Source organism: Brevibacillus fluminis, assembly GCF_003710825.1.
Lineage (GTDB): Bacteria > Bacillota > Bacilli > Brevibacillales > Brevibacillaceae > Brevibacillus_D > Brevibacillus_D fluminis.
In genome coordinates, this window is record NZ_RHHQ01000015.1 from 95300 (window position 1) to 120036 (window position 24737).

The 24737-nt window shown below is 49.8% G+C and carries 25 protein-coding genes; 17 read left to right on the forward strand and 8 right to left on the reverse strand.

Annotated features, from left to right (window positions below):
- Positions 1-55: 55 nt before the first annotated feature.
- From EDM56_RS19340 to EDM56_RS19365, 6 genes are all read left to right on the forward strand, one after another.
- Positions 56-709 carry a response regulator transcription factor gene (locus EDM56_RS19340; RefSeq protein ID WP_122919553.1) on the forward strand — a complete coding sequence of 218 codons (654 nt, stop codon included), beginning with the start codon at positions 56-58 and terminating at the stop codon, positions 707-709.
- Entirely contained in the window at positions 710-2146 is a 1437-nt protein-coding gene (locus tag EDM56_RS19345; protein WP_122919554.1) for a sensor histidine kinase, read from the forward strand.
- 568 nt (positions 2147-2714) lie between these two features.
- Positions 2715-4367 (forward strand): peptide ABC transporter substrate-binding protein, encoded by a 1653-nt coding sequence (locus EDM56_RS19350; RefSeq protein WP_122919555.1) that lies wholly within the window; start codon positions 2715-2717, stop codon positions 4365-4367.
- 279 nt (positions 4368-4646) lie between these two features.
- Positions 4647-5324 carry an MgtC/SapB family protein gene (locus EDM56_RS19355; protein ID WP_122919556.1) on the forward strand — a complete coding sequence of 226 codons (678 nt, stop codon included), beginning with the start codon at positions 4647-4649 and terminating at the stop codon, positions 5322-5324.
- A gap of 172 nt (positions 5325-5496) precedes the next feature.
- Entirely contained in the window at positions 5497-6231 is a 735-nt protein-coding gene (locus EDM56_RS19360; RefSeq protein ID WP_122919557.1) for a class I SAM-dependent methyltransferase, read from the forward strand.
- A gap of 123 nt (positions 6232-6354) precedes the next feature.
- A complete protein-coding gene (locus EDM56_RS19365) occupies positions 6355-6642 on the forward strand; it encodes a 4a-hydroxytetrahydrobiopterin dehydratase (RefSeq protein WP_122919558.1) in 288 nt (95 codons plus the stop codon).
- A 271-nt stretch (positions 6643-6913) separates the two neighbouring features.
- Here the strand turns inward: EDM56_RS19365 and EDM56_RS19370 are convergent, their stop codons facing one another.
- Positions 6914-9118, reverse strand: a complete 2205-nt coding sequence (locus tag EDM56_RS19370; RefSeq protein ID WP_122919559.1) for a heavy metal translocating P-type ATPase — start codon at positions 9116-9118, stop codon at positions 6914-6916.
- A 122-nt stretch (positions 9119-9240) separates the two neighbouring features.
- On the opposite strand from EDM56_RS19370, the gene EDM56_RS19375 reads away from it, so the two are divergent.
- Positions 9241-9642, forward strand: coding sequence for a FixH family protein (locus EDM56_RS19375; RefSeq protein WP_122919560.1), 402 nt, complete (start codon positions 9241-9243; stop codon positions 9640-9642).
- Positions 9643-9661: 19 nt separating this feature from the next.
- Here the strand turns inward: EDM56_RS19375 and EDM56_RS19380 are convergent, their stop codons facing one another.
- On the reverse strand, positions 9662-10351 hold the full coding sequence (locus tag EDM56_RS19380) for a sulfite exporter TauE/SafE family protein (RefSeq protein ID WP_122919561.1): 690 nt from the start codon (positions 10349-10351) through the stop codon (positions 9662-9664).
- 209 nt (positions 10352-10560) lie between these two features.
- On the opposite strand from EDM56_RS19380, the gene EDM56_RS19385 reads away from it, so the two are divergent.
- The 4 genes from EDM56_RS19385 (at position 10561) to solA (ending at position 13672) form a co-directional block, all read left to right on the forward strand.
- Positions 10561-11145: a class I SAM-dependent methyltransferase gene (locus EDM56_RS19385; RefSeq protein WP_122919562.1), complete on the forward strand. Its 585-nt coding sequence runs from the start codon at positions 10561-10563 to the stop codon at positions 11143-11145.
- Between the two features lie 11 nt (positions 11146-11156).
- A complete protein-coding gene (locus tag EDM56_RS19390) occupies positions 11157-11477 on the forward strand; it encodes a hypothetical protein (RefSeq protein WP_122919563.1) in 321 nt (106 codons plus the stop codon).
- Entirely contained in the window at positions 11474-12256 is a 783-nt protein-coding gene (locus tag EDM56_RS19395) for a DUF3109 family protein (protein WP_122919564.1), read from the forward strand. Before EDM56_RS19390 ends, EDM56_RS19395 begins: the two co-directional genes overlap by 4 nt.
- Positions 12257-12520: 264 nt before the next feature.
- Positions 12521-13672, forward strand: a complete 1152-nt coding sequence (gene solA / locus EDM56_RS19400) for an N-methyl-L-tryptophan oxidase (protein ID WP_281274970.1) — start codon at positions 12521-12523, stop codon at positions 13670-13672.
- Between the two features lie 84 nt (positions 13673-13756).
- Here solA and EDM56_RS19405 read toward each other — a convergent pair whose 3' ends face one another.
- The 4 genes from EDM56_RS19405 to uvsE all read right to left on the reverse strand — a co-directional run bounded on the left by EDM56_RS19405 (position 13757) and on the right by uvsE (position 17789).
- On the reverse strand, positions 13757-14275 hold the full coding sequence (locus EDM56_RS19405; protein ID WP_122919566.1) for an acyl-CoA thioesterase: 519 nt from the start codon (positions 14273-14275) through the stop codon (positions 13757-13759).
- 80 nt (positions 14276-14355) lie between these two features.
- A complete protein-coding gene (gene hutH, locus EDM56_RS19410) occupies positions 14356-15870 on the reverse strand; it encodes a histidine ammonia-lyase (protein ID WP_122919567.1) in 1515 nt (504 codons plus the stop codon).
- 273 nt (positions 15871-16143) lie between these two features.
- Positions 16144-16356, reverse strand: a complete 213-nt coding sequence (locus EDM56_RS31700; RefSeq protein ID WP_221175994.1) for a hypothetical protein — start codon at positions 16354-16356, stop codon at positions 16144-16146.
- A 521-nt stretch (positions 16357-16877) separates the two neighbouring features.
- Positions 16878-17789: a UV DNA damage repair endonuclease UvsE gene (gene uvsE / locus EDM56_RS19420; RefSeq protein ID WP_122919568.1), complete on the reverse strand. Its 912-nt coding sequence runs from the start codon at positions 17787-17789 to the stop codon at positions 16878-16880.
- Between the two features lie 117 nt (positions 17790-17906).
- On the opposite strand from uvsE, the gene EDM56_RS19425 reads away from it, so the two are divergent.
- From EDM56_RS19425 to EDM56_RS19435, 3 genes are all read left to right on the forward strand, one after another.
- Positions 17907-18248 (forward strand): carboxymuconolactone decarboxylase family protein, encoded by a 342-nt coding sequence (locus tag EDM56_RS19425; protein WP_122919569.1) that lies wholly within the window; start codon positions 17907-17909, stop codon positions 18246-18248.
- Between the two features lie 180 nt (positions 18249-18428).
- Positions 18429-18803: a DUF423 domain-containing protein gene (locus EDM56_RS19430; protein ID WP_122919570.1), complete on the forward strand. Its 375-nt coding sequence runs from the start codon at positions 18429-18431 to the stop codon at positions 18801-18803.
- Between the two features lie 18 nt (positions 18804-18821).
- Positions 18822-19109: a YciI family protein gene (locus tag EDM56_RS19435; protein ID WP_122919571.1), complete on the forward strand. Its 288-nt coding sequence runs from the start codon at positions 18822-18824 to the stop codon at positions 19107-19109.
- A 111-nt stretch (positions 19110-19220) separates the two neighbouring features.
- Here EDM56_RS19435 and EDM56_RS19440 read toward each other — a convergent pair whose 3' ends face one another.
- Together EDM56_RS19440 and EDM56_RS19445 are read right to left on the reverse strand one after the other, a co-directional pair.
- Positions 19221-19904 carry a tetratricopeptide repeat protein gene (locus EDM56_RS19440; protein WP_122919572.1) on the reverse strand — a complete coding sequence of 228 codons (684 nt, stop codon included), beginning with the start codon at positions 19902-19904 and terminating at the stop codon, positions 19221-19223.
- Between the two features lie 81 nt (positions 19905-19985).
- The gene (locus EDM56_RS19445; protein ID WP_122919573.1) at positions 19986-21986 is read right to left on the reverse strand and encodes a beta-propeller domain-containing protein; all 2001 of its coding nucleotides are present in this window, start codon (positions 21984-21986) and stop codon (positions 19986-19988) included.
- 172 nt (positions 21987-22158) lie between these two features.
- On the opposite strand from EDM56_RS19445, the gene EDM56_RS19450 reads away from it, so the two are divergent.
- From EDM56_RS19450 to EDM56_RS19460, 3 genes are all read left to right on the forward strand, one after another.
- The gene (locus EDM56_RS19450) at positions 22159-23691 is read left to right on the forward strand and encodes a fumarate hydratase (RefSeq protein ID WP_122919574.1); all 1533 of its coding nucleotides are present in this window, start codon (positions 22159-22161) and stop codon (positions 23689-23691) included.
- A gap of 236 nt (positions 23692-23927) precedes the next feature.
- A complete protein-coding gene (locus tag EDM56_RS19455; RefSeq protein ID WP_122919575.1) occupies positions 23928-24254 on the forward strand; it encodes a LysM peptidoglycan-binding domain-containing protein in 327 nt (108 codons plus the stop codon).
- Between the two features lie 151 nt (positions 24255-24405).
- A complete protein-coding gene (locus EDM56_RS19460; protein ID WP_122919576.1) occupies positions 24406-24591 on the forward strand; it encodes a hypothetical protein in 186 nt (61 codons plus the stop codon).
- Positions 24592-24737 lie beyond the last annotated feature (146 nt).

Sequence of the window (24737 nt, forward strand, 5' to 3'; positions counted from 1 at the left end):
CCTAAATCGTACTTAGTCCATCTAACCGTTACAAAAGGAATGAGGTAAAAACAGAATGATTAAAATATTAGTTGTTGAAGATGATATCGCAGTAGCAAATTTAATAAAATTGAATTTAAATACGGCAAATTATATGAGTTCAATCGTTTTTAATGGAGAGGAAGCTCTAAGCGTAATTGAAAGCGATCGTTTTGATCTAATACTTTTGGATGTTATGCTTCCAAAAGTTGATGGATTTACCTTATTCGAAAAAATTAAACCTTTAGGGATACCTGTCATTTTTTTAACTGCTAAAAGTTCAGTTGCAGATAAGGTGTATGGATTAAAAGCGGGAGTAGATGACTATATTACGAAACCCTTTGAAGGAATTGAATTACTGGCGAGGATTGAAAATGTATTAAGGCATTACAATAAAAAAAGCAACATCATAAATTTTAAAGACACAGAAGTATACTTGCAAGAAATGCAGGTTAAAAAGAACGGTGAAGTTATTGAGCTTACCTTGAAAGAGTTCGAGTTATTGGTGTTTTTAGTACAAAATAAAAACATCGTATTAACGCGGGAAAAAATAATAGAAAAAATTTGGGGATATGACTACATTGGCGAGACTCGTACGATAGACAACCATATACAAAAGCTAAGAAAAAAGCTGGAATGGAAAGATGAAATTAAAACAGTATTTAAGTTGGGATATAGGCTGGAGGAATAAATGAAATTTTGGCAGAGGATTTTTTTATGTACATTAATCATTTTTGAAATCTTTTTTGTACCAGCATCCATATACCTTATTAATAGTAGCTTTAAACTAAATCTCAATATGGAGATCCGTTCCGGGATAAGTGAACAGGAGCGATTTGCTAACTCTTTAGAATCAAATCTATATCTGCTTAAAGTTCAAAAATCTTCAAACCCCGATGCTGAAGGAGTTGGCAAACAAAACATAGATTCAATGATTAGTACTTACTTGGACAACCTCGGAGAACAGGATGTATATCTGGATGTAATAGATGAAAAAAATAAGGTTATTTTTAGTCATTTTAAAAACAACAAGGTAACTCTTGCTGATCGAGAAGAATTAAACATACCATCTGATAAAGTAAATTACATCATACGGGATTTAGGGGAAAAGACTTACTTATTTATAGCTAAGAATGTTTACTTGGAAAATAATCACTATAAGGTTTCTTACGCGAAAGATATTTCGAGTGTTTATGAAAATAGAAAAGACTTATTAAGCCTATTAATAAAATTAAATGTTCTTATTTCGGTAGTTTTAGTCATAGTTACCATTATAATGAGCATGTTTATCGTAAAACCGATTACTAAACTTATCAAGTCAACAAGACTAATTGCAGGCGGGAATTTCAGCGAAAGAGTAAAGGTGAAATCGAATGATGAAATCGGGTTGTTAGCGGAAAATTTCAATTTGATGGCAGTTGATGTAGAAGATAAAGTAAACCAGCTTAAAAAAACTTCAGAAGACAAGCAAAGGTTTATCGATAACCTGGTACATGAACTAAGGACTCCCTTAACTTCGATCATAGGCTATGCGGATTATTTACGAACGAATAAATATGATGAAGAGACTTATATCAATTCATTAAGCTTTATCTATTCAGAAGGAAAGCGGCTAGAGAAACTGACATTTAAGCTTATGGAGCTCATTGTTTTGCGAAAAGAAGATTTTGAGTTGAAAAAGGGAAAACTTGATGAACTTTTTATGGAAACCAAAAATTCCATTATTCCAAAGCTGAACATAAAGAATATTGATTTGGAAATATCGACGGAGCATCTTAGTGTTTTAATGGATAAGGATTTGATGAAAATTTTACTTACAAACCTGATAGACAATGCGATTAAAGCGTCGAAGAACAACGATAAAATACTTCTACGTTCATACAGAGATACTGAGTCAAGAATTATTCTGGAAGTGAAAGATACAGGGATCGGTATTCCTGATGACGACATAACAAAAGTCTTTGAGCCATTTTTTATGTCCGACAAATCGAGATCGAGAGCGAATGGAGGAGGGCTCGGGCTCGGACTTTCATTATGTAAGGAGATCGCGAACATTCATGACGCAGAATTAAGAATAGAAAGTAAGTTCGGTGAAGGTACAATGATACAATTGGTTTTTCATTGTTAACAACTGGGAGCGGGTTCACCAGTCCCACTCCGTTCTATGTATTTGGTTTGTTCGGTCACTTACCAAGATACAAGATAGAACGTTGAGTGACTCCATTGTCAGGGGGCCACTGAAGAACTTAGGTTTTGCGCCCGCTCCCACATATACGTTTTTTCATTTCTACAATTCGTCTGTTTTCCCCATTCGATACCGAATTCTCATACGCCTTGGCGGATTTGGCAGCGTTTCGCTGGTTCTTGTCAGGGAAGAACCGAAAATACAGGGAGAAGTTTTACAAAAATTAGGTGTCATTGTACAAAAAGTATAAAAAATATGGGAAGCATGGGTGTCGTAAAAGATTTTTTCATACAGTTTGTTTAGTGACAAGCCCATCTGTTTCCATTATCCTTCTCATATAACTGAAAATTTATAAAAATACAAAAGATGGTGAGTGAACGATTGAAGATTAGGCTGGAACAGGGTAATTTCATGCATTTATACTTTTGTCTAGTAATGAAGTAAAGTCCTGATTCAGCAACCAGCCTGTTTTTCATCAACCGAATGCTTTCGCCAAAAGGGGAGAATCATTATGAAAAAGTGGCTCACCATGGTTACAGGGGCTACGCTGCTGCTTAGTGTAGCGACCGGCTGTAGCTCTACACCAACAGACACCGCACAGACAACGACCACGAATACTACTCCAAGCAATACCCAATCGACAGAGCCGGCAAAAAGTGGGCCGATGGTGCTGCGCTGGACGATCAGCGGCGAACCGCCGACAATGGACCCGGGAATCGCGACCGAATCGGATTCCATGGACATGATCAACGCCTGTTTTGAGGGCTTGACCAGCTATGATTTGAAAGGTCAGCTGGACAATGCCGTCGCGGAGAGCTTCACCAATTCACCGGATTACACGAAGTTTACCTTCAAAATTCGCAAGGACGCCAAATGGCAAAACGGCGATCCGGTAACGGCGCACGATTTCGAATACGCGCTGAAACGCAATCTCGACCCGAAAACGGCTTCCGGCTATGCGTATCAGCTTTATTACCTCAAAGGCGGAGAAGAATACAACACGGGAAAAGGCAAAGCGGAAGATGTCGGCGTCAAGGCGGTTGATGACTATACGCTGGAATTCCAACTGAAATCGCCGACACCGTTTTTCCGTGAGTTGACACAGTTTACGACGCTTTTCCCACTGCATCAAAAAACGGTGGAAAGCAACCCGAAATGGGCGTCGGATCCGAAGACGCTTATCGGAAACGGACCGTTTGTACTCGATACATGGGAGCATAAAACCAAAATGGTATTTACGAAAAGTCCGACATACTGGGATAAAGATCATGTGAAGCTCGACCGTATCGAGATTTCCATGATTGAGGACAACAACACCGCGCTGTCGATGTTTGAAGGCGGCGAGAGCGACTGGGGCGGCTATCCGGCGACAGGCTTGCCAGCGGACGCGATTCCGAAAATCAAAGAGGAAGGCAAGCTGATGGTAGCTGATAACCCTGGCACACAGTCGGTCATTTTCAATACCACCAAGCCGCCGTTCAACAATAAGAAAATTCGTCAGGCGTTCTCCTATGCGATCAACCGTCAGGAAATTATCGACAATATTTTGCAAACCGGGGTACCGGCCGCTTATGGTTGGGTGCCGACATCGATGGGCCTGAAGCCGGACGGATACTTCAAAGAAGATCCTGCCAAAGCCAAGGAGCTGCTTGCAGAAGGGATGAAGGAGCTCGGGCTGAAAGAATTCCCAGAAGTCACCTACTCCTACAATACATCGGATATTTATAAAAAGATGGCGGAAGCGCTGCAAGACCAATGGCGTAAAAACCTTGGCGTAAACGTCAAGCTCTACAATACCGAGTGGAAAGTGTACAATGACAATGTGCACAATGCCAATTATGATCTCGGCCGCTTCCTGTGGGGTGCAGACTTCAACGATCCGATCAACTTCCTGGAAATGTTCCGCGACAAAACGGGCGGTAACAACAATCCGAAATGGGAAAACGCGCAATTTAAAGAGCTGATTGATAAGAGCTACCAAGAAACCGATCCGGCGAAGCGGAAGCAAATTTTGCTTGATGCGGAAACGATCCTCATGGATGAAATGCCGCTTGCACCGATCAACTTCCGTGGAAATCCGTACGTGAAAAACGATCGGGTGAAAGATTTCATCATCTTCCCATTGGGCGGAGCTTACTACAAATACGCCTATATCGCCAACTAAATAGCAGACAGTCGCTTCTCTTGCAAAAGAGAGCGGCTGTTTTTTTTTGTTTCCAGGAGTTGCTCATTTTTTTTACAAGCAAGCATTTCCTCTTGATTTGCTGCGTATTCTTTATCTAACATAATTTGACCGTTTGCGAACGACACTAAGAAATAGCTTGACCGTCAGAGCCTTTGCGCTTACACTTCTGTTACTATATTTTGTCATTATTCTAACTATTAGTAGCGCAACCTTTTGCAAGGGCAAAGCGGCGATGGAGACTAGAGGAGAGACGACACGATGACATACGACTTCATGATCAAGTTGAGTATTTCGTTGTTTTTGGGGCTTTTGATCGGCATCGACAGACAGCTAAAGAGCAAACCGCTCGGGGTAAAAACGAGCATGGTGATTTCTGTGGCAAGCTGTCTGGTGACGCTCGTTTCGATCGAAGCGGTCCACCGCTATTCGGTTCCCGGCCATACGAATATGGACCCGATGCGGCTTGCTGCACAGGTCGTCAGTGGGGTTGGTTTTCTGGGCGCCGGCGTGATTTTGCGACGTAGCAATGACGTGATTTCAGGGCTGACTACCGCGTCGATGGTGTGGGCGGCATCCGGCCTCGGAATTGCGGTAGGCGCCGGATTTTATTATGAGGCGATCACGGCCAGCCTGATGATTATTTTTGCCATCAATGTGCTGCCTTTTTTTATCAAGATGATCGGTCCCAGCTCGCTGCGAAAACGAGACTTGTCGATTCGGATTGAGGTGGAGGAGAACCATGATCTGAACGCCCTTTTCAAAGAAATCAAGCATCTGGATATGACGATCAAGCGGGTAAAGGTTCGAGATTTGGACAATGGCCACCAACGGCTGGAAATGCTGATATTGGCACCGGAAAAAATTTATACAACCGATGTTTATACGTTAATCAAGAGCGTGCACCATGTCTTATCTGTAGATGTGGAGAGCCGATAAACAACGAAAGCCGCCTGAGCTGGTTCGGCAGGGCGGCTTTCGTGCTGTCTGTATAAGCCATTCGCCAACCAACTGCACTTGGTAATGCGCGCAATCGATTGAAAAGGTAACAAGCGCAAAGACAGTGTGATATAATTTGCAAAGTGCAAGAAGGAAAAGGAGACATCGATCTATGACCGAACCTTGGTTTGAACGCAGCTTTCGTGAAGATTATTTGTTGGTGTACCGGCATCGCGACGAAAGCTCTGCCAATCAGGAAGTAAATGAGTTATTAAGCCATCTGCCGATCAAGCGACAGGGTCGCGTCCTCGATTTGTGCTGTGGTAGCGGACGTCATTCGCGGGCGTTGGCAGCGCTCGGCTATGAAGTGGTCGGCGTGGACCTATCTGACGTGTTTTTGGCTTTGGCCGAGGAGCAAAATACATATGACAATCTTCACTATTTTCAATACGATATGCGGGACATCCCTTTTGAGCAAGAATTCGATATCGTCTTTAACCTTTTCACGAGCTTCGGCTATTTTGCCACAGACGATGAGAATCGGTTGGTGATTGCCAACATGATGAAGGCGCTCAAGCCTGGCGGCGAGGTGGTCATCGATTATTTGAACCCCGCTTATTTGAAGGCAAATCTCGTGCCTCATTCCGAGCGAGAGATCGAGGGGCTGATGATCGAAGAGGAGCGGACCATCGAGGAAGGCTATGTCAAAAAGCGAATCCGCATCACAGATGCGGAAGCCTCGGGGTCGCGCGAATATTGGGAACAGGTGCGTCTCTATGAACAGGAAGAAATGCTCGAGATGCTAAAGCTGGCCGGCTTTAGCGATATTCAAACGTTCGGCACGTACAACTGTGAGCCGTATGAGAGCGAGCAGTCCAAGCGGATGATTTTTTACGCGCGGAAATAAGGCTGAAAACGGTCTCGAAGTTAGGCGGAATGGCGGCGCGTATCCAGTGATTTTTCACTACGGTTCCTTCATATGATGAAAGCAAAAAGCACGGCCATTCATCGGCCAAGGGAGGGAACCGCCATGACCAAGCTCACCATCGATCAGGTCAAATTCAATTTGGGAAAAGTGCCAGGTTGGAGTCTGACGGATGACGAGCGCGCACTGACGCAAAGCTTTACCTGTACACCATTTCCAAAAGCGATGGAGTTCGTCAATCGGGTCGCCTCCTATTTGGAGCAAGACCACGATCACGCTGAAATCCGAATCGCTGGCGATCGGGTCTCATTCGTGCTCTCGTCCAAAAAGGCCAACGGATTGACCGGCAAAGACTTCGCCATCGCCCAAGCCATCAATAAATTGAGCAGGTAAGCCGCTCAATTTATGCAAACATCGAAAAGCATAAATAATGCCCATTGACCGAGGATACCACCAAAAAATCCTCACCAATGGGCTTTTTTCTTTTTCTATCATTTTTCAAGTTGTAAAGATTTTGTCTTTCCCCGCAGCTCAGGGATTTTTGGAAAAACGTGGAGCGAAAGCTTTGGCGGTGCCTGCCACTCCCCGACACCCTTGCGGGCATCGACATGTCTTTCGCGCAACGTTTTTCCGAAAATCCCCTCGCCTCCACAAAACAAAATCTTTACAACCTCACCCTCCGCAACCTCAACGCATTCCAAACCACCGTAATCGAGCTCATCGCCATCGCCGCCGCCGCAACCCACGGGGCCAAAAAGCCAAGCATCGTCAAGGGAATCCCGATACAGTTGTACGCAAGCGCCCAAAACAGGTTTTGCTTAATGTTGCGCATCGTGGCCTGGCTTAGCAGCAGAGCAGTTACCAAACCGTCCAAATCTTTGCGCATGATGACCACGTCGGCGGTGGAGATGGCGACATTTGTCCCGGTTCCGACCGCCACGCCGATATCGGCCACCGACAGGGCAGGGGCATCGTTCGTGCCGTCGCCGACCATTGCCACGAGCTTACCTTTTTGCTGGTACGAACGCAAAATCCGTGCTTTTTCTTCCGGCAGCACTTCGGCATGCACACGAGAAATGCCCACATGGCGAGCGACCGCTTGGGCGGCACGCTCGTTGTCACCTGTGATCATCGTCAATTCCTTGCCCATTTTATGCAGGCGCAAGATCGCTTTGCGCGAGCTCGGCTTGATTGTGTCCGTCACCGCGACAAGTCCCGCTAGCGTGCCGTTGACCGCCATCATGACGACGTTTTTGCCTTGCTGTTCCGCATGTGAGAGCATATGCTCTGCCCGCGACAGGTCGATCCCGTGCTGCTGCAAAAAGCGGGACGAACCAGCAAGCACGTGCTTTCCTTCCACGACCGCTTCGACCCCAAAGCCAGGGATTTCCTGTTGGTTCGAAGCCTGAGGGAGTGGAGCGACTTGTTGTACTGCTGTACGCAGCAAAGCTTGGGCGATCGGATGCTCGGATTGCTGTTCGACGCTGCCGAGCATTCGCCAAAACGATTGCTGTTGACCGACCAAAACCCACACATCGGAGACGTGCGGCTCTCCTTTGGTGATGGTACCGGTTTTATCGAAAGCGATCACATCCGCTTTGTGCAAGAGCTCGAGGTCTTTCCCTTGCTTGAACAGCACTCCTTCACGGGCGGCAACACCAGATCCGACCAGGATGGAGGTAGGGGTGGCGAGGCCGAGCGCACAGGGGCAAGCCACGATCAGGACAGCGATCGCTTTTTCCAGCGCCGTCCCCAAAGCGCCAGGGTTGAACAGTATGTACCACGCGAAAAACGTAATGGAGGCGATCGTAACAATGATCGGGACAAAGACTTCCGTCAGCTCGTCAGCGATACGCTGGATCGGCGCTTTTGTCGCCTGTGCTTCCTCCACGATGGCGATGATCTGCGCGAGCGCGGTTTCGCTACCGATTTTGGTCACTTTGAGTGTGAGCGGACCGCTGATATTGCGGGTCGCGCCGATCACCCGGTCGCCCGCTTGCTTTGCGACAGGGATGCTTTCGCCGGTAAAAGCCGATTCGTCGACAACCGATGCGCCGCTGACGATTTCACCGTCCGCAGGTATCGTCTCTCCAGGCCCTACGAGCACGAGATCGCCGCGCATAAGCCCCTCGATCGGGATGATGATCGTTTGCTTTTGTCGGATTACCGTCGCTTCCTTTGATTGCAGCTCATACAGCTGTTCCAGGGTTCGCAGCGTTTTGCTCTTGGAAATGGCCTCCAAGAGCTTGCCGATGCAAAGGAATGTGATGATCAGCGCACTGGATTCATAATAGAGTGGCGTATTATGCAGGGATCGATCCGGCCACGACTGAAACGTTAAGTAATGGCTGTAAAAAAACGCGGCGGAGGTGCTGAGCACAACAAGCACATCCATGTTCGCTGATCGGTGTCGAAGCGAGTTCCATGCCCCACGGTAAAACGAGAAGCCGATGAGAAACTGGATCGGAAACGTAACGAGCAGTTGAAACAGCGGATTGAGAAAGAGGGCGGGCACATAGACGAACGATAAAAACGGGATGTGTGCAGCCATCGCCCAAAGCAACGGGACGGACAGCAAGAGCGCCGTGATGCTTTTTAGCGCAAGCCTGCGAATCTCGCTTCCGGAATCAAGCGGCGTTTCCGTATTCTCACGCTGCATAACTGCTGTGAACCCCAGCTGATTCACTTTGTCTGCGATCCGGTTATGGTCGATCTTGGCCGGATCGTAGGTCACTTTTCCCCGCTCCATCGTGAGATTTACCTGCACGTCGAGCACTCCCTCTGCACGGCTCACCACTTTTTCGATCCGGTTCGCGCAAGCAGCGCAAGTCATACCTTTTATTTGAAAGGTTGTCGTTGGATATTTCATCTTGTTCCCCCTCGCATACGCAAGCGTGTCCACAAAGGATGTGTATGCGTTTTTGGGCGGAAATAGAATGACCTGAGCCTCACGGGAATACGCTTAAGCAAAAGAAGAGGAGGGAGCATCACATGCTGCATCGCGCGTTTGCTGCGGTTTTCGTTATGCTGCTGTTTGCAACCGGATGTGCGGCATCACAACAAGCAGATCCTGCATCATCGGTAGCGCAACCAAACAAGGAGTTCGATATCTCGATCACGCCGGGGCCAGCAATAAGCTTGAAAGAAAACAAATTGGTGCTGGCTCTGACCGCCGAACAGCAGCAAGTGTGGGGGAATGCAACGGTCTCGGTGAAGCTGGGGATGGACGGAATGGAGCATGGGGAGGAGGCTGTTGCGGCACAGTCTAAAGGAGAAGGGCGCTATGAGGCAACGGTCATTCCGACGATGGTGGGGCCGTGGATTGCCCATATCACAATCTCAGGAGATCAAGGAGAGAAACAGGTAGAGTTTCCTTTTGAGGCTGTACGGTAAAGTGCCTACGGCAATGCAGCTACCACAGCCATGGGCTGATGCTGGGAATCCAGCCGTTGAAGACCATCCCGCGCAAAATGGCGAGTAAGCCGAATGTGACCGCAAGCACATTGGCGGCGAACAGGACGCGCTGGCGAACCGCTTTGCCAAGACCGATAGCAAATAGACCGATGACGAGCAGCGCGGGCAAGGTGCCCATGCCGAAGCTGAGCAAGGTGAGCGCGCCTTGCATCGCGCTGCCGGTCGTCGCGGCCTTCATGTGCATTGTATAGGTAAGTCCGCATGGGATGAAACCAAACAGCAGGCCGCCCAGAAAGACAGGGAGAAGGCCTGCTTTTTGCTGATACGCTGTAATGAAGTGTTGGACAGGAGCCAAGCGGGTCGGACTCCATGTTGCAAAGGGAAGCGCGTATTTACGGAACACCCACAGCAGGATGAAGGAGCCGCCCAACAGATTTGCGACACCCTGGATGCCGACCAGTTGACCGGCTGCAGAGACGAAGGAGCCAATGAAGCCCATGAAGCTGCCGATTAGGATATAGGTGCAAATCCGCCCAGCATTATACGCCAAGATGGCGGGGAGCACCTGCTCTTTTTTTGCCTGGAGCGTCCAAGCAGACATCATGCCGCCGCACATACCCATGCAGTGGGGCGCGCTCAAAAGGCCGGTCAACAAGACCATGCCGTACTCGTAGATGCCGATGCCCATGGAGAATTCGCCTCCCTTTTGTGCCTGCTCCATAACCTATATGTCGAAAATCGCGGGTTTACGTCTGCAGGACACGCCGAAGCGCTCTTGTTTTTGCATAATCGTTTGTCAAAATCCCCAGTTGATTGATATAGTAAGAAAAGGACGCCGCGCACTTGGACTTTTAGCGAAAAGTCGGCGGCAAGTGCAACGCGATAGGGGGAACGACAATGATGGACGATTATGTTGCGAAAAATAAGGAAACGTTTGACCGACTGGGAAGTACGGCGACAGACGTAGATGATTTGATAAAGATTACGTTGCAGGAGCTTCCTGCATTTCAAATGCTGCTTGCAGGCGGCAAAGTACTGGATTTGGGTTGCGGTGTCGGCCATGATTCCCTGCGTCTAAAGCGCCATCGTTTGGATGTGCAAGGGCTTGACATCAGCGAGGCGATGCTTGCAGAAGCGAAGCGTTCCGTTGAGGGCGTGCCATTTTGGCAGGGCGATTTCCGCGAGCTTCCGTTTGAAGACAACAGTTTTGACGGGGTATGGGCGAATGGGACGCTGTTTTATGTCACGCCGGAAGATTTGAGCAAAACTTTGTCCGAGGTTGTGCGCATACTAAAGCCATCCGGCGTGTTTTTCGCCTCGTATTTGCAAGGGGAAGGCGACTATACGCTTGATTCGCTGTACTTCCGTCGCTATAGCATGGAAGAGCTGGATAGCGTGTACCGACAAGCCGGATTCCGGACGATCGACCGGGCACAGACAGCCGGTGGAGAAAAATACATCAGTTTGACCGCGGTCAAATAGGAGGATTATTCGTGGACATTCAGACACATGCGGAGCTCATCCGCATTTTGGAGAGCGAATTCGTGGGAGCGCAAGCACAGTTCATCTTCACCCAATGGGATACCGACGGAGAAGACGAAGAGGAAAGCACCTTTGCGGCGCGCCTTTTAAAAGTATCGTTGTCCGACAACGAATTTGAAGAAAAAGACTTGCTGCTCACATTGGAAAACGAAGCGGGCGAAGAGCTGGAACTTTTGATGGAGCTGCCTAGCGTCGAAGAAGATCTCGGTTCTTTTGCGGACGGACGACTTTCCCTCTATGGAACGGAAGCGGAGCTTGTACTGCAGAAATGAGCAAGCTGGAATCTTACCGCTATTACGGAACGAGCGATCCGATGTCGGGCAAGGAAGCGTACCAATGCGATCGCTACGTAAAGCGGCAGAAAGCGAACCTGTACGTCTATGGGCGATATTTGCTCGATATGCCGGCATTGATGCGCCCGTTTCACTTGGATTGCTGGCAATGTAGAAAAGCGCATCGTGAGACTTGCTGTGAAAATGGACAGCCGTATGCGGTCGCTGACTGGCAAAAGCCGATTCTCGATGCGGCAGCAGGCGAGATCGTGGAACGGTATTTCCCGCAGCAGGCGAAAGAAAGCGTAGTGAGGCACGGAATCTGGGACACTTTCAATACGGTTGGTTCGCTGCGCAGCCAACATGGCAATTGCGTGTTTTTCAAAGAAATCAACGGGCGCAACTGCTGCGCGATCCATGCTTTCGCGGAAAGCGATGGAAAAGATGTGTACCAGCTGAAGCCATTCAGCTGCATGCTTTATCCGCTGGAGCTAATCGAGATGGGTGATACCTTGCTAATCACTGCTCTAACGGATGAAACGGCACATTTTTCTCGTTGGGGCTTTGATTATTTGGAACAGTTTTACTGCGCGAGCCTGGATCGGCGCAAGCTCGCCAAACATCTCGATCATTCGCTGTTTTCGCTGGAAGGCTACCGGCCAGCATACGAATGGAACGAATTCATCATCCACCAAGCATTCGGGGTAGATGTTGTAAACACGATCCGAACACTTGCCGAACAAATGCAAATGGATGAAGACGACCGCATACCCATGTAAGGGAGGCGGTCGTTTTTTCGTTTGTATAAGTGCAACCGCGGCTTAAGCCAAAAGCTTGGCGTAGCCGGGTTTTCTAATCTCGATCGAAACATTCGATTCGCAGATAGAAAAATTCGATAACCCGCTCTCACCCAAAATTTTGTATAGTAGCAATATAATTCTTATTTACCCGATTGGTTATGTCGGGTATAGCGGGCGATTAACATCAAATTCACGTAAGCTTCGTGAACGCAGAACAGTGCGAATAAGAGAGGAGGGACGCTTATCATCTCCTATGACGTTGCGATTTTAGGTGCCGGTTCGATGGGAATGAGCGCTGGCTACTATTTGTCCAGGCAGGGCGTGCAAACATTGTTGATCGATGCTTTTAACCCGCCGCATACGGGGGGGAGCCATCATGGTGAGACCCGGCTCATGCGACACGCGTATGCGGGCAATCCGCTTTACACCAAGCTGGCGATTCGCGCCGACCAGCTGTGGCGGCAGCTGGAGGAAACCGGGGGACAAAAGCTCTTACACCGTACTGGCGTGCTCAACATGGGGGACCAAGGGGCGCTTTCTTTGCAGCAAAAGCGCGAGCAAGCGCAAACGCATGGCTTGCGTGTCGAATTACTCAATGCCGAAGAAATCCGCCATAGATGGAAAGGAATCCAGATTCCTGATTCCGTACAGGGGATTTATGAGCCGAATGCAGGCTATTTGCTAAGCGAGGCGTGCATTCAATCGTTTCGCACCCAGGCGGTAGCGCACGGGGCGCTCGTCGTGCCCAATACCCCTGTCAAAGACATTCAGATTGAATCCGATTGTGTAAAAGTGTTTACAGATTCGGGTGATTTTTGCGCAGGCAAGCTGATTGTAAGCCTGGGGGCGTGGTTCGGATCGGTCGCAGGCTTCCAGCAGCTGCCGATCCGTTCTGTTCGCAAGGCGGTCGCATGGTTTGAGGCGGATGAACAATTGTACAGTGCCGAACGGTTTCCTGGCTTTACTTTTGGCGATGCGCAGGGCGGGTACTACGGATTTCCGAGCATTAACGGCTCAGGGGTCAAGATCGGCAGGCACGATGCTGGTCAAACGTGGATTCCATCGTCGCCTTTTTATCCGTTTGGTCATTATCCGGAGGATGAAGCGGATTTGCGCCGTGCGCTTTCTACGTATTTACCGCTTGCTGCAGGGCGGATTGTTCGATCCGGTGTGTGCAAATATGAAATGACGCCGGATGAGAATTTCATTATCGATCAGCATCCGAAGCATCGTCACATATTTCTTGCAGGCGGCTTTTCCGGTCATGGCTTCAAATTCTCCAGCGTGGTGGGGGAGATCCTCGCCGATTGGGTGACAAAAGGAAAGGCGAAATGTGACCTCAGCCCGTTTGCACTGAAACGTTTTACAACTGGTGCGACTGAAGTGCCACACTGATCAAAAAGCAAAAAAGAGGCGGTCCCGCACAACGGGCCACCTCTTTTGTTATGTGCCAAGCCGTATGTTCCGCTCAAAGGAGCATCAAGATACAGTTTCGCCTTGCTGCGCTTCATAAAATTCTTGGAAATTTTGCCGGTGCTCGCGACGTTCCTTGCGAATCCGGTAACGATCTTCTGCACTGTTGAAATGGAATTTTTCTTCCTCGGTTTCCGGATACACAGGCGGTACCGGGATCGCTTTCCCTTCATCATCGACCGCGACAAAGGTCAGGTAGGACGTGCCGGTCAAATGGCGCTCCCCTGTCGTTAAATCTTCCGCCTCCACCTGAACAAACACTTCCATGGAAGTCTTATGCGACCAAGTAACATAGGCCTCCAGGCAGATCGCCTGCCCGACCCGGATCGGTTTGAGGAAATCAAGGCTGTCTGTCGAAGCGGTGACCACCATAGCTCGGGCGTGGCGCATCGCCGTCACGCTGGCCACCTTGTCGATGTAGGCCATCACTTTGCCGCCGAAAATCGTGCCGTGAAAATTGGTATCAGGAGGAAGCACAATGTCTGTCATGTATGTTCGTGAAGCGCTCATCGGTTTGGCTTGCATAGGTAACTCCCATCCTTCATTTGCGTTAAATGTGACCTTGAAACGAATCTTATTGTAACGCAAAGCATTCCGTGCCACAACTATCTCACCAAAACGCCATCTTTGATAAGTTGTTCCGCTTTTGCCATGTCGATATGCATTTCACGGTCCTCCACCAAGCGAGGGATGACTTGGCGCAGCTCTTCGTACGCTTTTGCTGTGCCTTTGCCCAGTGCGCCTGTGCCGAAATCGATGGCTTGTGCCGCTGCCAAATACTCGATGCCAAGCACTTTGCACACATTGTCGATCACCGAGCGCAGCTTGCGGGCAGCAGTTGTGCCCATGCTGACATGATCTTCCTGGTTGGCGGACGATGGAATCGAATCGACGGATGCCGGATGGCAGAGTACTTTGTTCTCCGATACAATCGAAGCCGCTACATACTGGGTAATCATAAATCCGGAATGCAGGCCACCATTTGGCGTCAAGAAAGCAGGTAACCCACTCAGCTGCGGATTCACCAGTCGCTCGGTCCGTCTTTCGGAAATGTTGGCGAGCTCCGCCATCGCAATCGCGAGGAAGTCCGCCACCAAAGCCATCGGCTGGCCATGGAAATTGCCACCGGAAATCACGTCGCCTGTTTCAGGAAACAGGATTGGATTGTCGGTAACGCTGTTGCATTCACGACTGACCGTTTGCCACACATAGTTGAGCGTATCGCGCGTAGCACCATGCACTTGCGGCAGGCAGCGCAGGCTGTACGGATCTTGTACGCGCAGCTGGCCTTGTGCGGTCGTGCGTTCGCTGCCTTCAAGATGGGAAAGCAGGATGCGAGCTGATTCCTGCTGGCCCGGATGCGGACGCACGGCGTGCAGCTGTGGATCGAATGCTTTTGGAATTCCGCGCAGCGCCTCGACGGTCATCGCGGCAATGAGCTCGGCACTTTCCATCGCGATGCGAGCGTCATAGAGGGCGAGGCACAACAGCGCCGTCATCGCCTGTGTCCCGTTGATCAGCGCCAATCCTTCCTTAGCCTGCAGGCGAATCGGGGAAAGACCCGCCGCTTGAAGCGCGTCCTTGCCGGGGAGACGCTGTCCTTTGTATTCTGCCTCGCCTCTGCCCAGCATAACCAGAACCATGTGAGCAAGCGGTGCCAAATCGCCGCTTGCCCCCAGTGAGCCTTGCTGCGGAATGATCGGATGCACGCCATTGTTGACCATCGCGAGCAAGAGGGTTAGTGTCTCAGGACGAATGCCGGAAAAGCCTTTGGACAGTGCATTGATGCGAAGCACCATCATGGCGCGAACGACTTCTTGTGGATAAGGTTGCCCCATGCCGCACGCATGGCTGATAATCAAATTTTCCTGCAAATCGCTGACATCTTCTTTCGAAATCACGACATCGGAAAACTTCCCGAAACCGGTTGTGATGCCGTACACGACCCGTTGCTCATCCACCATCTTTTCGACCATGCCACGAGACACTTTTACGCGCTCGCGTGCTTCTTCCGTCAAGTCGATGGTGACGCCAACGTTACGCGCTACCTCAGTCACTTGCTCGATCGTCAATTGCTCACCGTTTAATAATACAGATTGCATCATTGTTGTTTTTTCCATATGATTTCCTCCTTTAGCATAGCAAAGAGCGCAAAAGGAAAGGGGCTAGGAAAATTTCCCTAGCCCCTTACACCGTATCCTTTTATCGTTATCATGGCACCGCTTACATGCCGATTGCATCCGAATCCGCTCATATGTTTACACTCCGCTTCAACAGCTGAAATGGTATTCAACTCTATTGTAGCTGTTTTTTACCCGGAGTCAACGACAATGTGGCGCCGCTTGCAAATTTAGACAGGTACCTAAAAATCGGGCGCCTTTCACAGGCCCAATCTAGGCAAGCGTCGTCTCTCTTGGCGGGTGAATGTCATACCATGTACTGTGTCTTGTAACGAAAGAGAGGACGTGAGTGTACTTGGAAAAGGAAAGAAGACATCCACATGTCATGCCATCGCCCATGATGCCATCGCCCATGATGCCGTCACCTAACCGGCCTATGATGCCGTCACCTAACCAGCCTATGATGCCGTCACCTAACCGGCCCATGATGCCGTCACCTAACCGGCCCATGATGCCGTCACCTAACCGGCCTATGATGCCGTTACCTAACCGGCCCATGATGCCATCGCCTAACCGGCCCATGATGCCGAAAAAAGAACATCCTCGGCCGCCGGTGTTCGTAAAACCAAAAGAACGCCCAATGCCGATGCCATTGCCAATTCCGCAGCCAGCACCGAAACATGAATCCATACAGATCTACATTTTCAAGTTCCAGTTCCATATGGAGCGCATGCACTATTACAGACACAAATGTGACCAGCATTACGGCAATCGCAAGCGGTATCGTAAATACCACCGCCACTATATGTTCCACAGAAGCCGCATGCAGCACTATCATGGATTGTGCGGTCCACATATGCATCACCATCACCACATGATGGATTCTAGCTCATGCTTTGGTAGCGCGAGCACAATGGCGGAAAGCTCTTGTGGTTGTGGGTGCGGCGGAAGATGCAGCGGATCTTCTTCATCCTAAAGGGCGAACTGCACGCCGATGCGTCAATCGTTTACGAACGAACAGACGCATCGGCCCATTTTTTGCGCAAATTCAGCAGAGCCTCGTCTTTCTTTTTACATTCCAGCATGACGTCGATGTCATAATTGGCAAGAGCCGTCGCAAACCGCTCAAAATCGTCCAACACGATCTCATCCGCATGGCTGCGGAACTCACTTTCCGATTTGGGCGAGGAAAAATGCATTTTCGGTGTGCGCTCCCCCCACGTCTTGATTACACGCGGAATATAGTCCACCCAGTTTTCCCCGTTGTTTACACAGTGATGATGGTGAACGTCGAGCACCATCGGAATGCCGAGCTTTTCACATAAGCCAAGCACATCGACCATGGTGAAGGAGGTGTCGTCGTTTTCCACGACCAGGCGTGCTTTTACGTACTCAGGAAGCAGGGCGAAATGGGCGGAGAACCGCTCCAGCGACGCTTCCTTGTCATCGTATAATCCCCCGACATGTGTTACCAGCACAGAATTGTGGTCAAGCCCCATCAGGTCAAACACTTTGGCATGGTAATCAAAATCTTTGATCGTCGCTTCCAGCACATTGGGTTTGGGCGTATTGAGGATGCTGTAGTGCCCAGGGTGCGAGGTGAGGCGCATGCCTGTTTTTCGGATATAGTCGCCCGCCTTTTGAAAGTCCCAGGCGAATTCCTTGGCCCAGTCCCATTCTTTTGTAATTTCATGGGTAGCGAACGGAACAAACTCGGAGGGCAGGCGGTATAGAAAGATTTGATGCTTTGCATTGTATTCAAGAAGATCCATCAGGTTGAAAAAATTGGTCTGTAGTACCTGCCGCAATTTTTTCAGTTGGCCCGCTTTATCCAGTTTGTTCAACTGGGCAATGGTCGTCTTTTTGTTGGGGTTATTGGGAGTCGCCATACTGATACATGCATAGCCCAAACGAATCATCCACACGCCTCCTTTCACTCATGTCTAGTATTGCCCCAAACCCGCGTTTTGGCGCTGCATGAAGGACGGGATTCCGTGGGAAGATAAAGGAAACGCAGGAATTGCGAGGAGGATAACATGGCTACGCATGAATTAGCCGCACAATATTTGGAGGGATTGCGCACGTTTGGACAAGTTATGCCGGGTGTCATGGATGCCTATAACTTGTTTACAACGAAATGCTTTGCTCCTGGGGAGCTCAGCACAAAGGAAAAGCATTTGATCGCACTGGGAATATCGCTGTTCGCGGGCAATGAGCATTGCATCGTTTACCATCTTGAGGCACTGCGCAGAGAAGGTGTCAGTCACCAACAGCTGTCGGAGACGGTGGCGGTCGCAGGTGCATACGGGGGAGGTACCACGATGTCGCATGGGGTCATTCTCATCAATGAAGTGATGAAAAAAAGCGACTTGCAATGATATCATGGCGTAAGGGCCCCCGTCGGACAGGCGGGGGTGTTTGCTGTTGGCAGAGGGTTTTTCGAAAAATGTCATCGTTCGTTCACTTCTTTTTTTGGTAACGGGCGGGCAGCTATTGTACAGTTATTATGGAAGAGATTCATTATCGATCACGCTAGCAGGAAAGGGGAGCATTCATTTATGTTCCGACGTTTCATTATGATTGGCAGCATCTGCGCCTTCTTGGCGGTAGCCCTCGGTGCTTTCGGCGCGCACGTGCTCAAGCCGCATCTGTCGGCTGAGATGATGGCGGTATTTGAAACCGGCGTTCATTATCATATGATGCATGCGCTCGGCATTTTGCTGATCGCGATTCTAGTTGAAAAGTTTGGCACAAGCAAGCAGCTCGTTCAAGCAGGCTGGGCGCTGCTGATCGGGATTATCCTGTTTTCAGGCAGTTTGTACGTACTGGCTGTCACTGGGATCAAAGTCCTCGGTGCGATCACGCCACTTGGCGGCGTGAGCTTTTTGTACGGCTGGCTGATGCTGTTTGTATTTGCATGGAAACGGCGCTAGGGAAGAGGAGAGTTTGCCATGTTTTTCGTTGTGCTTACGTATCAAAAACCGATTGCGGAAGTAGAGAAGCATTTAGAAGAGCATATCCGCTTTTTGGATGCGCAGTATGAGGCGAAAAAATTCATCTTCTCCGGCCGGCGCAATCCACGGGTTGGCGGAGTCATTTTGGTCAACAGCACATCGCGGGAAGAGGTGCTGAACATTTTGCAGGATGACCCATTCAAAAAGCACGAAATTGCCGAGTATGAATTGATCGAGTTTACCCCATCCAAATATGATGAGCGGTTTGCAAGCTTTCTCGAATAATGGTAGAAAACCTGGCTACTCCAAGCTTTTTGGCGGAGCTGCGGTTGCACTAAAAAACAGCCCCAGCGCGTTCGTCTGCTGGGGCTGTTCTTTGTGTCCGCAAAGGGATGGTCAGCCGGTATGGCTCGCTGCTTTTGACCATTCTTCGCGCCGTTTCTCCAGCTCGACACGTCCGACATGCATGGTGTAAAAATAACGCAAGCACGTCAATCGGTGAAGATGGGCGAGAGCGGTGGAAAAATTTCCTTTTGCGGCCTCAATCTCGGCTTGGCAAAAGAGATGAACTTCGTTGCGTGCCTTCTTCCTAAGTAGACCATACGCCTCGATTGCTCCCTGCAAATCCCCAAGTCGGGCTTGCGAGCAGACGATAACCGTCAGTGCGTTGATGGAGGAAGTGTCACGCTCGTAGACGCGTACAGCGAGATCGAGCGCTTCCGCATAGTTGCCGCGAAAATAATAAATGGCCGACAAATTACAAAACAAATATTGTGCCATCGCCTGATTGAAAAGCGATGGGGTATTTTTGCAAATGGTCAACCCTTTGGCGATAAAATGCTCGGCGCCGTCATAGTTGCCCGACATGATTTCTCGACTAGATTTGTCCAAGATGGCGACCATGCGTGTACCGTTACGCCGATAGGAGGCTTCAAGCAACCGCATAATCCGTTCCGGCCGCTTGAACAGCGCCCCCATATATTGAAAGCGGAATGGCCAATGCAGCCGAATGAAGACGGCAACCAGGACAGCCGCCAAACCGGACACGACGGAAATCCAATTCAGTTGTAGCAAGCCCACTTCGGCAACATCCTCTCAAGTTGAAGCAATTGGTACCATAGTAGCACAGTTTGCACAAGGCGAACAGAGGCGCGAACCGTGCTATTTTGCGAGATCGAGCTCTCCTTGTTGGGTGAGCGTCGTCAGGTTGAACGCTTTGATTTTATTTGGGCTGACGGTGTAGAGCGCATCACCGATATACAAGATTCGCTGGATGTTGTCGTTGCTGTCATACCAGTTGGCACCCGCCTTTTGCGCTGCATCGGGGGAAAGGTGCGTAATTTTTTTGCGTAAGTGGAAACCGTTTTTCAGATCGAGTGAATAAACGTAGGCACCTTGGAACGAAAACTCCCCGTAGGCTGGAAAGTCAGTTGATGCCGTGTTTTGCTCCTTATCTTGCGGCTTCAGCGTCATGACCGTGACGGGGAAGGCAAGCAGGTTTTTCTCGCGGGAGAACAGCAATGCGCGATGGTCTTGCAATAGCTCGGAATCGGTGCCGCGGTCACCGATGATCTCTTTAAATTGTTCAACCGGATGAGTGACGTCGGTGACATCGAACAGTGCTATCTTCATTCCTTGGTACCAGGCGAAATTGCGCTTGCTGTCCATCGCCTCAATCGTATCCTTGCCGAAGCCGATGACGTGGTTTTCATCGTACGGATGCAGGTAATCACTATAGCCCGGGATTTTCAGCGCGCCGAGTATTTTGGGGGTTTTCGGCTGTTTTAGATCGATGACAAACAGCGGATCGACTTTTTTGAAGGTGACCATATAGGCGCGGTCCCCCATGAAACGGGCGGAATATATTTTTTCGCCGGGCGCAATTCCTTCGAGCTTTCCGGTAATCGCCAACTTTTCATCGAGCACGTAGATGTTGTTTTTAGACGTATGTTCGTCATTCCGGAACAAGTCGCCATTGGTGGTGGCTATGCGCAGGTAGCCATTATGCTCATCGAGCGAAAACTGGTTCAGGATTGTGCCGGGAACCTCACCCTTCCCTTGATAGGAAACGGCATCGGCTTTCAAAGCAAATTTATAAATGCTGCTTTTCTGATCCGATGGCGGCATCACACGGAAGAACGAATTCCCCGCCATTTTCACCGTCGGCTGGATAGTAGCTTGCATCTCCCATTGGGTCAGGGTGACATAGAGATGGTCAGTGGAGGCGTACACATTTTCGCCGGAGCCTAGATAGGAGGATACCTTCATCTCCTTGTTGGCATCCAGATTGACTGCGCCGATCAGCAAATAACTGGGTTCAACGCGATCAGGAAAATAGCGGGTATCCTTCAGGCTGATCGACTGATACTCTTCCGATTGCTTACTGTCGCGATAGACCGGCATTTCCATCGGCTGATTGCGCTCCGCAAACGGGTAGTAGTTCAAATATTTGCTGCTGACCAGATACAGCGACGAACCGATTTTGCGGGACGAGACATAGCTGCCGTCGAGCTCCAGCTCGCGTACTTTGGCAATGTGGGCCTTGTCGCGGATATCGTACACATACGCATGCACCGTAGGCGAATAGTAGGGCTGGGCGATTTCAGTGGCGGATGCTTTTTTGGATGGAATCGTTCTCGTGGATGAGGTGCCGATGACGACCAAGTGGCTGTCATCCACGTACAGCTCGCTTGGCATAAAATTGCCGCCATCGAAGCGGAGCGTCTTCACAACTTTCATGTCTGTTGCAGGATAAGCGCGCGTGATGACCACTTTTTCGCCGGACGCTTGGTACAGATAGGTTCCGTCCGTTTTGATCACATCGCCCTCGTCTACGCCTTGGACCTGGACATTTGTCGCAGAGTAATCGCGTTGTTCGGCCATTGCGGGTACCGCATTTTTTGCGGTCGGAGCTGGCACCGCCTGCTCAAACACCATGACATCGCGACCGAATGCCTGTTGCTGCTCGTTCGCTTTTTGCAGCAATTGACGCAGTTTTTCTTCTGTCCCGATGACGGGAAGAGGCTCGGTTGAAGGTGGAGATACCGAGTTGCTTGTGTTCGATACATCGGTCGCATATGAATCCGGCGGAAAAATGAGAAAAGCGGCTGCGGTGATCATCAGGGCGCTTAGCGTGCCGGATAGCCAACGTAATTTTTTCATGGATGACCTTCCTTTCCGATTGGCAAGTTTTTCTACTTCTTTGACGGCACATCCTCCTTTTTGTTTCCACCACCCTGTAAAAAAACTTGGCGCTCACCAAGCGCGTAGGTATGCTATAATAATAGACGTTTCGTGAGACTTCACACTTACTAGATTGAAAGAGGCGACATAGATGGAAAAGTTTAGAGAGAGCATGCTTGCGCTGATCACCGAAACGTCTACGTATTTGCCACCTGACGTGCGCGTCGCGATCAACGCTGCCAAACAAAATGAGGATGCAGGCACCCGTTCTGCGCTGTCTTTGGCGACTATCGCTGAAAACATCGTGATGGCGGAAGAAAACGTATCCCCAATCTGCCAAGATACAGGAATGCCGACTTTTGAAATCAAGACGCCAGTAGGCGCAAACCAAATCGAGATGAAAAAAGCGATTCTCGAAGCGGTCGTGGAAGCGACCAAAACAGGTAAATTGCGCCCCAATTCGGTTGATTCGCTCACAGGCGAAAACTCCGGTAACAATCTGGGTGCGGGAACACCAGTCATTCACTTTGAGCAATGGGAAAAAGACTATGCAGAAGTGAAGCTGATTCTCAAAGGCGGCGGTTGTGAAAACAAGAACATTCAATATTCGCTTCCGGCCGAACTGGAAGGCTTGGGCAAAGCGGGCCGCGATCTGGACGGTATTCGTAAATGCATCCTGCATGCGGTTTACCAAGCGCAAGGCCAAGGCTGCAGCGCAGGCTTCATCGGCGTCGGTATCGGCGGCGATCGTACGTCCGGCTACGCGCTCGCGAAGCATCAGCTGTTCCGTCGCGTTGACGATGTGAATCCGAACGAAGATTTGGCTAAGCTGGAAGCATATATTATGGAAAACGCCAACAAGCTTGGTATCGGTACGATGGGCTTCGGCGGTAACACTACGCTGCTCGGCTGTAAAATCGGCGTGGAAAATCGCCTGCCAGCGAGTTTCTTCGTTTCCGTTGCGTACAACTGCTGGGCGTTCCGTCGCCAAGGCGTACAAGTGGATGTCAATACCGGCGAAATCATCAAATATGTTTATAAAGATGAAGTAGTGAAAATGGATCAGGCAGCGCCAGTTGCGGCTACTGAGGATGAAGAGCCCCGCGAAATCGTGCTGCAAGCACCGATCAGCGAAGAGCAAATCCGCAGCCTGAAAGTCGGCGATGTTGTCATCATCAACGGCGAAATGCACACAGGCCGCGACGCGCTTCACAAATATTTGATGGATCACGATTGCCCGGTTGATTTGAACGGTGGCGTCATCTATCACTGCGGACCGGTTATGCTGAAAGACCGTGAAGGCGAGTGGCACGTGAAAGCGGCAGGTCCGACCACGAGCATTCGCGAGGAGCCGTACCAAGGCGATATCATCAAAAAGTTCGGCATCCGCGCGGTGATTGGTAAAGGCGGCATGGGTGCGAAAACGTTGAAAGCACTCGGTGAGCACGGTGCGGTATATTTGAACGCGATCGGTGGCGCAGCGCAGTACTATGCACGATGCATGGAAAAAGTCGAAGGCGTTGACTTCATGGAATTCGGAATTCCGGAAGCGATGTGGCATCTGCGCGTAAAAGGCTTTGCAGCGATCGTGACGATGGATTCGCACGGAAACAGTCTGCATGCCGATGTAGAAAAAACCTCCAAAGAGCGGTTGGCAGATTTTGCTGAACCTGTTTTTAAATAAGGCGAAACGAAAACGAATAGGGGCTGTCCCGCACGTCTGGAAAGACGGGGGACAGCCCCTTTTTTGTACAGATAATGCAACCGCGGCTCCGACAAAAAGCATGGCGTTGCCAGGTTTTCAAATTAGCGATCAGCGAGGCTGTATGATTTTCATGCAAAAATGGGCATGTGACGCATGCCATCAGCCCTTATCCGGGCATACGTTAGTATCGAGTGCTCATATAAGGAGTGGTGGAAGTGAACTATACCGTTCGACCTGGCGATACGCTGAACAGCATCGCCGCCCGTTTCGGGATTCCCGTGCAGGAGCTGATTCGCGCCAATCGAATCGCACCGCCCTATTACATTTATGTCGGGCAAACCCTCTTCATCCCGGTTTCGGGACCAGCACCAGCACCAGGGCCAGGACCAGGACCGGGACCAGGACCAGGACCAGGACCGGGACCAGGACCAGGACCTGGAAGTGTCGATCGCCGCCTCGATCGCTTGGAAAACAGAGTCGACCGTTTGACAAACCGCATGGATCGTCTGGAGCGCCGCGTCACCCGTTTGGAAACCCGATAAGAAAAAAACACGCGATCCGCTCAAACGTGTGGGTGGCGTGTTTTTTTATGGCAGTCATAAAAATGGGCAATCGGCAATTCCATGACGCTTTGCCCACTCCATCCGCTCTTGCATACGCTAAAGCAGAGAGAGAAAGCGAGGAGGTGCAATCATGGCCGGTATTAGCGGAATCATTCGCCATTTCGATGGGATTCGTGGTAAGGTTGTGCAGGTCAGGGAGCTGGTTGAAGTCATTGACCAAATGTTCGATTCCTTCGATCGGGCAGGGAAAATCAGCAAAACGATGCTGAAATCCTCCAAACAGGAAGATAATACCGATTACTTTGAAAGCAAATGAGGGAAAGCGGGTGAGCTGCGTGCACGTGCGTTCCCAACGTAAGTGCTGTCGGTTAGCCGTAGAAACAAGCAGCAGACCAGCCATCATGGCTGGTTTTTTTGTACAGATAAGAATTTATAAAATTCTTATCCAGTATAAGTGCAACC